At 72.2% G+C, this 12,609-nt stretch carries 9 protein-coding genes and 1 tRNA gene; 1 reads left to right on the forward strand and 9 read right to left on the reverse strand.

What is annotated here, in order from left to right; translation table 11 throughout:
- Window positions 1-121: 121 nt before the first annotated feature.
- Window positions 122-196: transfer RNA gene (locus ACFWUZ_RS13880), tRNA-Cys, on the forward strand.
- Window positions 197-295: 99 nt separating this feature from the next.
- On the opposite strand, the gene ACFWUZ_RS13885 is transcribed toward ACFWUZ_RS13880, so the two are convergent.
- The 9 genes from ACFWUZ_RS13885 to ACFWUZ_RS13925 form a co-directional block, all read right to left on the reverse strand.
- Complete coding sequence (locus ACFWUZ_RS13885) at window positions 296-763, reverse strand: hypothetical protein (RefSeq protein WP_384371665.1); 468 nt, start codon at window positions 761-763, stop codon at window positions 296-298.
- 260 nt (window positions 764-1,023) lie between these two features.
- A complete protein-coding gene (locus tag ACFWUZ_RS13890; RefSeq protein ID WP_384371667.1) occupies window positions 1,024-3,357 on the reverse strand; it encodes a hypothetical protein in 2,334 nt (777 codons plus the stop codon).
- A 74-nt stretch (window positions 3,358-3,431) separates the two neighbouring features.
- Entirely contained in the window at window positions 3,432-3,851 is a 420-nt protein-coding gene (locus ACFWUZ_RS13895) for a hypothetical protein (RefSeq protein WP_384371669.1), read from the reverse strand.
- A gap of 53 nt (window positions 3,852-3,904) precedes the next feature.
- Window positions 3,905-5,074, reverse strand: coding sequence for a type VII secretion-associated serine protease mycosin (gene mycP / locus ACFWUZ_RS13900; RefSeq protein WP_384371671.1), 1,170 nt, complete (start codon window positions 5,072-5,074; stop codon window positions 3,905-3,907).
- 21 nt (window positions 5,075-5,095) lie between these two features.
- Window positions 5,096-6,553: a WXG100 family type VII secretion target gene (locus tag ACFWUZ_RS13905; protein ID WP_384371673.1), complete on the reverse strand. Its 1,458-nt coding sequence runs from the start codon at window positions 6,551-6,553 to the stop codon at window positions 5,096-5,098.
- Entirely contained in the window at window positions 6,553-6,984 is a 432-nt protein-coding gene (locus tag ACFWUZ_RS13910) for a hypothetical protein (RefSeq protein WP_384371788.1), read from the reverse strand. The genes ACFWUZ_RS13905 and ACFWUZ_RS13910 overlap by 1 nt, the downstream gene beginning before the upstream one ends.
- A 230-nt stretch (window positions 6,985-7,214) precedes the next feature.
- Complete coding sequence (locus ACFWUZ_RS13915) at window positions 7,215-9,512, reverse strand: xanthine dehydrogenase family protein molybdopterin-binding subunit (RefSeq protein ID WP_384371790.1); 2,298 nt, start codon at window positions 9,510-9,512, stop codon at window positions 7,215-7,217.
- A 44-nt stretch (window positions 9,513-9,556) separates the two neighbouring features.
- Window positions 9,557-11,668, reverse strand: a complete 2,112-nt coding sequence (locus ACFWUZ_RS13920; RefSeq protein ID WP_384371675.1) for a 2Fe-2S iron-sulfur cluster-binding protein — start codon at window positions 11,666-11,668, stop codon at window positions 9,557-9,559.
- A 20-nt stretch (window positions 11,669-11,688) separates the two neighbouring features.
- A complete protein-coding gene (locus ACFWUZ_RS13925; RefSeq protein WP_384371677.1) occupies window positions 11,689-12,588 on the reverse strand; it encodes an FAD binding domain-containing protein in 900 nt (299 codons plus the stop codon).
- Between the last annotated feature and the right edge of the window lie 21 nt (window positions 12,589-12,609).

Genomic DNA, 12,609 nt, shown 5'->3' on the forward strand with positions numbered 1-12,609 from the left:
CGGTCCGCAGACCTAGGCCGCCGGGGACCGTGAACGCCGCATGGCAGTCGTGTTGCGGCGCCCGCGCGGCCCTTCCCCCCGCCGGCGGGCGGCCGTACGGTCGTGCACATCACCACCCCAGAGCCGTGTGCCCGAGTGGTTGAGGGACTCGCCTGCAAAGCGAGTTACGCCGGTTCGATTCCGGTCACGGCTTCCAGACGGGCCGCTCAGGGCCAGGCGCTCCCTGAGCGGCCCCCACCATGCCCAGCGGCCTCCGGCCGGGTCCCGCCGCTCCGGAACCCGCCGGGCGGGGGCCTCACGGGCTCGGGCTGCCGCTGGGCTTCGGGCTCGCGGTGGCTTTCGGTTCCGGAAGTCCGGCGGCGTCGGCGGGGAGAGCGCCGTCGTTCACGCAGCCCAGCTCCTTGGCGACGGCCAGCGCCGCGGAGTGGGTGACGGCCAGGTAATCCTGAGCCGGAACGGCTTCACCTTCGCTCTCGCCGGACCGTGCCTGGAAGGCCACTGTGATCTGCAGAGGTATGTCCTGAGTCGAGCCGACTCGGGAGCTGACGCAGTCGAAGGTGAGGTCGACGTCCTTCCTCCGCACGGAGAGGTGCGCGTCCCCTGCGCCCACGCCCGGGAGGTCAGCCGGAAGCGCGGCATGCTTGCTGTAGGCAGTGAACATCAGTCGCACCGTGCGGTTGTGAAACCCTGCCGAACCCGAGACCTTGCATACCGGCTGGGGCATGTCCGGGATCTTCTTGCCTGCCTGGTACGCCTTCTCCATGGCCTGCGCGACTGCTCGGACGTCCGCGCCCCTGTCCTCGTCCGGCACCTGAAAGTCAGTGGACTGGAGCACCCGCTCCAGAGCCTGCCCACCCTGACCCGTGAAGAGCCCGGCACAGGCCTCCCCAGCGGTGAACAGTCTCGGAGCCGTAGAGCGCGGTGGCTGCTCCGGTTCCACGGTGGAGCAACCGGCAGCCGCCATACCGAGGACGGCGAGTGCGACAGCGGGAGTAGCCAACGGCCATCGCATCCGCTTGGGATTCACTTGGCGCCCTTCGTCTGCGGCTCGTGCCCCTGCTGCCGGGCGGTGGAGTTGCCGGTCTCGTATCCGACACGCATCGACTCGACGAAGTCGTTGCCGAAGTCGCTGTTCGGATCGACGTTGTGCCGCCTCATGAACTCCTTCATCGGCGCCTCCGCGCTGTGCTCGCCAGCCTGGAACATGGACTTGTTGCTGTCGTGCGTCTCGCCCTCGCTCTTGTCCTTGTGCTTCTCCACGGCCTTGTCCGACCACTCGCCGATGACCTGCGAGGCGGCCTGCTCCACGGCGCCGCTGCCGAGGTCCACGGCCATCGGCACCAGGACCGCCGCCGCGCCCGCCGCGGCCACCGTGGCGGGCAGGAAGGCGACACCGGCCGCAATGGCGGACGTCGTACCGAATTCGACCCAGGCGGACTGCTTCTCGTGCGCCTTCTCGTATTCCTCGTGCTTCTTCTCCCCGACCCCCTTGACCTGCTCCGCCCTGGACTCGTCGAGGATCCCCTGCACCTCGGCGGTCGTACGGATGGCCGCCCTCGCCTTGCCTTCATCGATCTTGCCCTCGTGCACGCCCTGACTCTCCAGAACGCTCACGGAATAGACGCGTTCCGCAGTGGACACCGTGGCGTAGGCGTCAGGGTGCTGCCCGAGCGCCGCGAGCAGGTCACGAGCCTCTTCGCGCCCGATGTCCGTGTGTGCTTGATTCTCACCGTGAGAATCGGTGAAGACGCTCTGCTTCGGATCGGTGGCCAGCGCGGCGTTGACGTCGTCGATGTAGCCGGCCGTCATCCGGCCCAGGCTGTCGGCAAGGGCCTCGTGCTGCTTGAGCAGCCCCGCGTCACCGCCGTACTGCGCCACGACCGACCTCATGATCTTCGCGGTGTCCTCGCTCCGCTTCAGCTCCGGTGACGGATCGTCCCAGGCGTGGCCGAGCGTCGCGGCTTCCAGGGCGTGGCCCAGGGCATCGGCCATGTGCTGCTTCGCCTTCTCCGTACCCTTGGCGTCCAGGTCGTGGGAGTCGTTCAGGCTCTCGTACCGCTCGTTGGCGAAGTAGTCCAGGTAGTTCGTGACGTCCTTGCCGAGGTTCGGTACGCCCGCCTTGACCGTCCCGTCCTGGTTGTAGGCGACCAGGTCCGTCTTTTCGCGCTTGAAGAACTCCGTTGCCGCTTCCGGGCTGTGCCCCAGCGCCTCCAGGAAGCTGTTCACGGGGTCGAAGCCGGCGCCGCTCCCGCCGGAAGGGTTGAACTGCGTCGGATTCAAGCCGTTGACGGCCTTGTTCTGGAAGAAGAACTGCTTGTCCTTCGCCTGGACCTGGGTGGCGTGATCCGCGATGGGGACGAGGAAGCGGGCGTCGTAGTTCCCGTACCGCATGATGCCGCCGAGGATCTGGTAGCCGAAGGGGTGGTTCCCGTCGTGCGGCACCAGCGGGATCCGCTCCGTCCCCAGACGCCTCAGGTCCTGGGCGAAACGGTCCGGAAGGTGTCGTGGGTGGTCGGGGTCGGTGGCGGTCGCGAGGTTGAGGCCCAGGTTCTGTTGCAGTTCTTGGATGTCCTTGAGGCGCTGCTGGTCGTAGCCCCGGGAGCCGGTGTCGACGGAGAGCTGCCCGAAGAATTCGAGCGTGCCCTTCGGGCCGAGCGCCTCGTAGAACGCGGTCGAGAACTCGGGAACTGCCTGATTGTCACTCAGGAGCTCGTTCAGCTCCACGAGCTCGTCGTGGGTGAGGCCGCGCCCCTTCTTCGCGAGTTCGGTGGCCCGGCCGGCCTGCTCGGCGTCGAGGCTCCCGTACTTCGGTCCGCTGAAGTCGTGCCCGTCGGTGACGTTGGCGCCGAGCATGCGGGCCAGCGACTGGTCGACGTCGTCGCAGTTGTCGATGATGGCGTCGATCTTCTGCTGCCACAGGGCCCGGTTCTCGCGCAGGGACTGCTGGTAGTCGGGGTCGTGGCGCGCCGCGTTCCGGTCGCCCTCGGTCGCGAGGGGGATCGCGGAGACCCGGCCGGAGGCGTCGACCTGGAAGCCGGCGGCGGGGGCCTCCTCGCCGGCGATCTTCTTCAGCTGCTCCTTGGACGACTTGAAGACGGCGAGGCCCTCGGTCAGGGCCTGGTGGACGCCCTTGGCCTCCTTGGCCGCGTCGTCGAACTCCTTGGCCGTCTTGGTGACGAACTCCCGCCCCACCCCGGCCGTGACCCCGCTCCACTGGGCCTTGTCCGCCTTGGCCTTCATCCCGTTGCGGGCCACCTCGGCCAGCTCGTCCAGCTTGTCGACCATCGCCTTCCAGTCGGTGACGGCCGTCTGGAGCTTGTCGACCGGTGCGTTGATCACGTTCTCGTACGTCAGCACGTGCCGTTACGCCTTCCTGTTACCGCGCGCCAGCGCTCTTCAGGGATGCCGCAGAGTCAGCTACTTGCTACTCACTACTTGAGGTACTTGTCGATCGCGGCGCTGGTGAAGTCCGCCACCAGGTGCTGCTCGTCCTTGGCGTGCGAGCGCACGGAGTAGTTCAGGCCGTTGGAGATGTTCGCGCAGGCGGCCACGAGGGTCTTCACCTGGCTCTCCCAGAGGTTGTTGACCTTGAGCAGGGCGGCTCCGCTCGCGAAGCCCTCCTTGCTGAGCGCGCCCGCGGCATCGGCGGTCGCGGTGGCGGCGTGCTTGCCGTCCGTCTGCAGCCGGGAGTGCAGCTTGTACGCCTCGGAGCCGATGCCGCCGATGTGGTCCTGGTTCAGCTCCAGGTCACCGGTGCCGCCACCGGGATCGGCGGGGACCCGGTTGAGCCGCATGGATACGTTGGCCGTGGCGGAGGCGCGCGCCGCCGACCATTCCTCGTCGAACGACATCGCGTGCACTCCCGTGTCAGGTGGGGCCGGATGGAACGACCAGATCGAGTCGGTCAGCGGTTGGTGCGCCGTACGACAACTGCGGTGACGGCTCCGCCGATCAACAGGCAAGCTCCCAGCCCGAGGCCGATCCAGGGCAGCATGCTGCCCTCGTCCTTCTTCTTCGCCTCGGCCCGGGGCGCAGGCGTGGCCGGGCCCTTCCCGTCCGGGGAGGCGGAGGGGGCCGCGGCGCCGGCGGCGGCGAGGTCGGGCAGCGGGAACACGTCCGCCGGACCGGGATCACCGGGCGTCGGCACGGCGATCCGGGGCCGGACGACCCCGTAGCCGACGTAGTCGTTCCGCTCGGCCCCGTCGACGGGCTTCCCGGCGGTGTTCAACAGGACCCGGAGCACCTGGTTGTTGGTCCAGTCGGGGTGCGCGGACCAGAGCAGGGCGGCGGAGGCGGAGGCGAGGGCGGAGGCGTCACTGGTGCCGTGGGTCTTGCACAGCCCTGTCTTGCCGGTGCAGGCCGTGACGATGTCGATGCCGGGGGCGGACAGGTCGATCTGCGGACCACGCTGCGACTCGTCCGTTGCCTCGCCCTTGGCGTCCACTGCGCCCACGCCGATGACACCGGGCGTCCCAGCCGGGTACTTGAGGGTCGCGTTCCCGTCGTTGCCAGCACCAGCGAAGATCAATTTTCCTTTCGAGAGCGCGTACTTGACCGCCTCCGCCCGCTCCCGATCGTCCTCCGGCTTGCCTCCGATGGCCAAGGAAATATTGATGATTCTGGCGTCCGAGTCTGCCGCATATCGAATGGCCGCGACCCAAGAGGGAGTTTTGATTCCGTCCATCACGTCGGGCACCCGGATCGGAAGAATCTTGGCGCCGGGTGCAAGCCCGTAAGCACCATCACCACTCGGGTGTTTCCCCGTGCCGGCGATCATGGCTGAGACACCGGTGCCGTGCCCGTTGTAGTCGTTGTCCTTGTCACCAGGGGCATCACCAACAGGGAAGACCGCGCCGGGAAGTACCTGTCCCTCAAGTTCGGGAATGCGGTTGACGCCGGTATCGATCACCGCAACGGTGATGCCCTTGCCGGTGCTGATCTTCCAGATGTCGTCAGCCTTCATGGCGTCGAGATGCCATTGCTGCGAGCGAATCGTGGCCGCGTGGGCCGGGGTCGCGGCGACCCCGGCCAGCAGCAGACCCACCAGGGCCGAGGTCGCCTTGCGCATGCGCATCCCGTGCAATGTCCGTTCTGCTCAGTCGATCACCGGCGGAACAACGCGACGGTTGCTCTGCCAGGTCTCTTCGTCCTCGGCCAGGTAGTCGGGGCGTTCGCCCCCCTGCTCCTCGCGCCGCTGTCCAGGTGTACGTGCGCCCGCACCCGCGTGACCCATGGCACCGGCTGCGCCGCCGTGACCGTTCCGGACGAGACCCGAACCGCCTTGGGTGAACGGCTGCCCGCCCGCCACCGGGCGACCGCCGACCGACCCTGCCGAGCGACCGCCGACGGTACCGCCAGGCTCCGTCGCCAGTCGACGGCCGACGGGGGACCCGGCCTGACCGCCGTGCGGACCGGCGAGTCCGGCGCCCATGCCACCGCCCATGCCGCGGCCGGCGTGCTGGCCTTCCGTGCCGATGACCGTGCCGCGCGGGAGGCCCGCGCCGGGGCCGTTCGGAGTCACCGGCCTCCCGCCCATGATCCCGGCGTCGCGCGGAGGAAGACCCGGCGGGCCGACGAGCTTGCCGCCCGGACCGTGGGGACCGGTCGGTCCCGCGAAGGGACCGCCGGGGCCGGTGAGCCCGGGGGCCTTCACGTTGCGGACCGGCGGGAGCGTCACAGGCGGGACGAACGGGCCGGGGGTGGGAAGGACAGGGCCCGGTCCACCGGGCACCGGCCCGGTGGGGAGACCGGTCGTCGGGGGCAGGGTCGGGTTCGGAGGCGCGATGACGCTGTCCAGGTCCACGTCGACCTCGCGGTCCGGCAGCCCCGGCAGGGGAGGCAACACAGAGCCTGTCGGCGGGGGCGTACCGTCCGGCTGCGGCGGGCGTCCCGGCACCGATCCGGGTTCCGTCGGGGAGACTCCACCGGGGCCCTCAGGCCTGCCGTACGAGGAACTGGACGAGCCAACGCCGCCTCCTCCCCCTCCGCCAGGCCTGGCGAGATCCTCCTGGCCGTAGACCATCGGCGGCACGAGCACCGGCGGAGGCGGCGGGAACGTCGGAACCTTCGCCTTGTCCATCTCCTTGGACGACAGGTCGTACCTGCCGGCCAGCTTGTTCATCGCGTCCACGGCCCGGGCGTGGTCGGCGTTCAGCTTCGCCACCGCGTCCATGCCCCGCGGCGTCTGGAGCTCGGCCCTGAGAGTGGCGTCGGCAGCAGCGTTGTAAGCGGGCATGTTGCCCTTACCGCCGGGGTCGGGCTTGACCTCGCTCATGACCTGGGCGGCTTCGGTCATCTGCTTGCCGCCGGCTTCGCTGTACTCGGCCAGCACCAGCGTGGCGCTGCCCATCTTGTTCACCCAGTCCGCGAAGGCGTCGGCGGCTTCACCTTCCCAGCCCTTGACCTTGTGCCTCTTGAGGTCGTCGCCGATCTTCTTGAGCGTGACCGATGCATCGGTGAGCAGCGCGCCCCGCGACCGCACCGCTTCGGGGTCGATCGCAGCGATCATCGCGTGGAGCTGTGCGTGCGTGTAGCCCTCGAAATTCGTCGCCATCAGACCACACCGCCCTTGTTCGTACCGTCTGCCTTGTCCGCGTACGGGTCGCGTTCCCGTACGTACTCATCGGTCGCCGTTTTGGCAATGGCGACCATGCGGCGCTTGGTCTCGTCGTCCACCTCGCCGTAGCCCTTGCCCGCCGACAGGATCGCGATGCCCAGGGCTTCGATCTGCCCCGCCAGCCCCTTCGACAGCTTCTTCAGCTCCGAGTGGACCGTCTTGTACGTGTTGAAGAGGGTCTCGGCCTCCGGGAAGTCCTTGCCCAGGGCGCCTGCCGGCAGGGTGCCGTCGGCCAGCTTGCCGTGGTCCGCCGGGGACTTCCCCAGTGACGTCAGGAGGCCGTCCACCACGACCTTGTAGTCCTTCAGCGAGTCGTACTCGACCTTCAGCGCAGCGGCCCGCGCCGACTGCGCCTCCGCCTGCTTCATGATCAAGGCCGCTGTGTCCGTTGAGGGACCGTCAAACAATGTTGGCCCGTTGTCCGCTGCCATGATGGCCTCCCCGACTCCCCGTCTCCCCGTAGGCGCGGCGTCTCCGCCGCTCCCCGTCCCCGTTCACAACCGTTCGCACGCGCGCGTGGACGGTCGTACTGATCACTCTAGCGACCGGTACCGACAGCCCCAAGCCCAGGATTGCACGTGCAATGCGGGTCACATGGTCACGAGTTGGGTGCCGCCACCGCCGCAGACGGCCGGATCGGGAGCCTGTTCACCGGCCGGCCCGTGGCCGCGCGCACCGCAGAGGCTACCGCCGCCGGGGCCGTCACCACAGGGATCGCGCTCGCCGCCTTGGCCCCGAAGGGCGCCACCACGTCCCGTTCCTCGACCAGTTTGACGATGCGGACCACCGGCGCGTCCAGCGAGGTCGGCAGGGTGTAGCCCGTCAGGTCCGGGTGGCGGACCAGGCCCGAGACCGTACGGAGGTTCTCCGTGAGGGCCGCGCCCACGCCCTGCGTGACGCCCGCCTCGATACGGGCCGCCAGCTGGCGGGGGTTGAGGATGCGGCCCACGTCCTGGGCCACGGCCAGCTCCACCACCCGTACCGAACCCAGCTCGATGTCCACGTCCACCACCGCGCGGATCGCGCAGAACGCGAGGCCGACGAAGGCGTCGCCCTGGCCGTCCGCGTCCAGGGGCTCCGTCGGGTGCGGGCGGCACTGGGCGGTCGCCCAGAGTTCCTTGCCCTCCATCGCCTCGGGCACCGTCATCGAGAAGGCACCGTCGTACGAGGTGATCCGGCCGTCCGTGATCTGCAACAGCTCCGTGGACATGCCCAGCTTGTGGGCCATCGGCTGGAGGAGCTGTGTACGGACCATCTTCGCCGCCCGCTCGACCGCGCCGCCCGACACCCACGTGTGGCGGCCGTGCGCCGACGGACCCGCCGGCGGCTGGTCGGTGTCGACCGGGGCCATCACCACCTCGTCGACGCCCAGCGTCTCCTGGACGATCTGGCGGGCGAGCGTGGCGAAGCCCTGGCCGGTGTCGACCGCCGCGCAGATCACCGTCGCCACGCCGTCGACGACCTTGACCGTCGCCGTCGACACCTCGTCGGTGCCCTCGGCGCCGAGCATGTGGACCATGCCGACCCCGTACCCGACGCCGCGCCGCACCGCGCCCGGCTCGCCCGCGCCCTCGGGGCCGCCCGGCAGCAGCCACTCGTCCTCGGGGGTGTCCTTCGGCAGGGCGGGCAGCTCGAAGTCGCGGACCGCGCGCAGCAGTTCCGCCACCGGAGCCGGGCAGGTCACGGTCTGGCCGGTGGGCAGCAGGTCGCCCGTCGCCAGGACGTTGCGCATGCGCAGTTCCGCGCCGTCGATGCCGAGGGCCGCCGCGAGCTTGTCCATCTGCCCCTCGTACGCGGCGCACACCTGCATCGCGCCCTCACCGCGGACGTGGCCCGACGGCGGGTTGTTGGTGCGCACCGCCCAGCCCTCCACGAAGGCGTGCGGGACGACGTACGGGCCGCAGGCGAAGGCCACCGCCGCCGCCAGCGACTCCGCGGACGCGTCGGCGTACGCGCCCGCGTCCATCAGGATCTGCGCCTCGACCTTGACCAGCCGGCCCTCCGCGTCCGCGTGGTGGCGGTAGCGCAGCAGCGTCGGGTGCCGGTGCGTGTGGCCGAGGAAGGACTCCTCGCGGGTGGCGACCATCTTCACGGGGCAGCCCGTCCGCAGGGCCAGCAGGCCCAGCGGGAGCTGGAAGGCCGCGTCCTCCCGGTCGGCCGTCGCACCGGGGACGCCGGTGACGACGACCCGTACGCGGTCGGGCTCCAGCCCGAAGCAGGCCGCCGCCAGGTCGCGGTCGGTGTGCGGGTCGGTGGAGGCGGTGTACAGCTCGACGCCGCCGTCCGGCCTCGGCACGGCCAGGCCCGCCTCGGCCCCGATGGGCGCCGGGTCCTGGCGGCCGATCCGGTAGAGGCCCTCGACGACGACCTCTCCGGTCGCCTCCGGGTCGCCGTAGCGCAGCGGGATGTGCCGGATCAGGTTGCCGTCGGGGTGCAGGGCGGGCGCGCCGAAGGACTGCTCGGGGTCGGTGACCGGGTCGAGGAGTTCGTACTCGACGGCGATGGCGGCAGCGGCGAGCCGCGCCGTGTCGGGGTGGTCGGCGGCGACGGCGGCGATGGGCTCGCCGTGGTGGCGTACGACGTCGTGGGCGAAGACCGGGCGGTCGGCGACCCGGCGGCCGTGCGTGGTCGCCCCGGGGACGTCGGCGTGGGTGACGACGGCGCGGACGCCCGGCATGGCGGCGGCGGCCGAGGTGTCGATGGACAGGATCCGGGCGTGGGCGTGCGGGGAGCGCAGCACGGCCGCCCAGAGGAGGCCCTCGGCCCACAGGTCGGCGGCGTAGGGGAAGGTGCCCTCCGTCTTGGCGCGGGTGTCGGAGGCCGGGACGGAGACGCCGATGCCGCGCGGTGCCTGCTGCTCCGCGGTGTCCTCCGCCGGGGCCGCCAGGGCCGTCACCGTGGTGTTCAGCGCCGTCGTCGCCGTCGCCGCGTCCTGCCCGCTCACGCCGTGCCTCCGTGGTGGATGCCGCCCTCGCCGGGCGCTGCCTGGTGCGGGATGCGCGGCTCCGGGGAAGTCTGCGGGGCCGCGGACTCGGCCGCCGTGCCGGACGCCGCCGCCTCGCGTTCGGCCACGACCTCGCGCACGGCGTCGATGACCCCCGCGTAGCCGGAGCAGCGGCAGAGGTTGCCGCACAGCGCCTGGCGGGTGTCCAGCTCGCTGGGGGCGTGGTTGCCCTCCAGCAGGTCATGGATGGTCATGGCCATGCCGGGGACGCAGAACCCGCACTGGACCGCGCCCGACCTGCACAACGCTTGCTGCACGTCCGACAGTTCCCCGTCGGTCGCCAGACCCTCGACGGTCCGGACCTCGCTGCCGGCGGCCGTTGCGGCCGGGACGAGGCAGGAGGCGACGAGACGGCCGTCGACCTGCACGGCGCAGGCGCCGCATTCGCCCTGCGAGCAGCCGTCCTTGGCGCCGGCGAGGCCGAGGCGCTCGCGCAGCACGTAGAGGAGGGACTCGCCGATCCAGGCGCCGGTGACCGGGCGGTCGGCGCCGTTGACGCGCAGGACGTAGGAGGCGTGCGGGTGCTCGTGGTGGGCGACGGCCCCCGCTGCGGTTCCTTCTTCGTACGCCGGCTCCCCGGGCGGGAGACCTTCGGCGGTACCCGCGTCCGGAGGTGCCACGGCGAGATCGGCGGTGCCCTCGTCCGGCGTGGGCGCGGCCTGGGTGTCCTCGGGGTCCGGGGCGCCCTCTGCGGGCCCCTGCCCGTCCACCGGCCCGTGCTCCGCCCCGCCCGCCTCGGACGCGTGACCCGGCTCGGGCGCGTGACCCGGCTCGGACCCGTAGCCCGGCTCGGACGCATGACCCGGCTCGGACGCGTAGCCCGGCTCGGACGCATGACCCGGCTCCGGCGCGTGCCCCGCCTCGGACGCGTAGCCCGCCTCGGACGCATGACCCGGCTCGGACGCATGACCCGGCTCGGGCAGGTGACCGGGCTCCGGCGCGTGGCCGGAGTCGTGCCCGGTCTCCGGGGCGTGGCCGGGGCCCGGCTCCGGGGCGTGGCCGAAGGCGGCGAAGCCGTGGCCGTCGCTGTCGCCGGGCCGTGCGGGCGCGGCGGGGGGCGCCACCGCGGCCCGGTTCACGCCGAAGAGGTCGAACACCGCCGGGGGTGCGTCGGGGGCCCCGCCCGGCTCGGCGGCTTCGGCGCCGGGGTGCGGCCGTTCCCCGGCGACCGGTGCGGCCGCCGGGCCGTGCGCGGCCTCGATGTCGTGCGGGGCCGGCTCGCCCTCCGGCAGGGGGGTGCCCACGCCGGGGCCGCCCAGCACGCGCGGGCGGAAGCCTGCTCCGGCGCCGCCCGCCGGCCGTGCGGAGGCCGCGTCCGCGGCGGCGGCCGCCACCGCGTCGTCGGTGCCCGGCAGCGTGCCGGGGTCGTGGTCCCCGCCCGGCTGGGCGTAGCCGCGGGCGGCGTCGAAGTCGGGGTGGTTCGCCCACGGGGCGGGGGCGCCGCCCGGCAGGGTCGCCGGGGCCTGGCTCCAGTCGGCCGCGTAGGCGCCCTGTCCGAAGTCCTCGGGCTGGCCGGGGACCTCCGGCACGGCCCACTGGCCGGTCGCGGAGGCATCGCCCCCGGGTTCGTCGTGCGCGGCGTCGGGGAAGCGCCACTCCGCGGTGGCGCCCGGGTCGTGGCCGGTCTCGGCCGCGGTCTGATCGGCCGCTGCCGGGTCCGCGTAGCCGGAGGAGGCGAAGGCGGCGGCAACCGAGGCCGGGATCGGGATCGACGCCGGGATCGGTCCGCCGACGGGGGCCGGGCCGGGAGCCGGTTCCGGCTGCGCGGCCGTGCCCGCCTCGGGCCACTGGACCGGGATGCCCCAGGTGCCCGTGGCCGCCGGATCCGTGGTGGCGGAGCCCAGCGGCACGATCATCGGCGGCGGCACGTATCCGTGCCCGGGGGCGGCCAGCGGCTCGCCGGTGTCGAGCGCGTCCAGCATGTCCTGGGGCAGCTTCACGAAGGCCGTCGCGTCGGAGTCGTACTCGCCGCCGTGCGGCACCGGCTCCCAGCCCCAGTCGGATCCCGTCGGGCCCGTGTCGCCCGGGCCCCCAGTCGCTCCGCTCACGTACCCGTTCCCGTTCCCACTCATGAGGTCAGCGCCCTCCCCAGGGCCCTCCGTGCCAGCACGGCGACCGTCCGCCGCAGATGCAGTACGCCCGGGGCCACCGGTTCCCCCTGGTCGGGTACGCAGGCCGCCGCGACGTAGTCGCCGAAGGCCTCCAGCGCCTCGGGGGCCAGGGCCCGTTCCCCGTCCCAGTCGATCAGCGAGGCCACCCACTGCTCGGCCTCCAGCGGCCGCAGCGGCATCGGGGCGACCGCACCGATCGCACAGCGCACGCCCCGGCGCGCGGGGTCCAGTACGAGCCCCACGGACGCGACGGCGCGGCCCGGGCCCGTGCGCCCGGTGGCCTTGAGGAAGACCTGCGGGGCGTGCAGCAGCGGCACCCGCACGAAACCGATCAGTTCGCCGGGCCGCAGCATCTCCCGGCCGGCCAGCAGGTGCGAGACCGGGATCTCCCGCTGCCCGACCGGGCCGACGATGACGAGGACGGCCTCCAGCGCGGCCAGCACGGGCAGCGCGTCACCCGTCGGCGCGGCGGTGGCGATGTTCCCGCCGAGGGTTCCGGCGTTGCGGATCTGCGGGGGCCCGGCGGCGCGCGCGGCGGCGGCCAGGGCGGGGATCAGAGCGGCGAAATCCGGCCGCCCCATCCGTGCGTGGGTGAGGCCCGCGCCGAGCAGGGCGTGCCCGTCCTGGTACTGCCAGCCGCGGATCTCGTTGATGCGGCCGAGGCCCACCAGGGCGGCGGGCCGCAGCAGCCCGGCGTTGACGGCGGCCATGAGGTCGGTGCCACCGGCGACGGGCACGGCGGCGGGCATGGCGGTGAGCGCCGCCACGGCCTCGTCGAGTGAGACCGGCAGCGTCACGGACTGCGCCGGCTGCGGCCCCTGCGGTGCGTGCACTGCGTGCGGTGCGTGCGTGGTCAACCCAGCTGCCCCTTCCCGATG

It is taken from the genome of Streptomyces sp. NPDC058646, assembly GCF_042716875.1.
Lineage (GTDB): Bacteria > Actinomycetota > Actinomycetes > Streptomycetales > Streptomycetaceae > Streptomyces.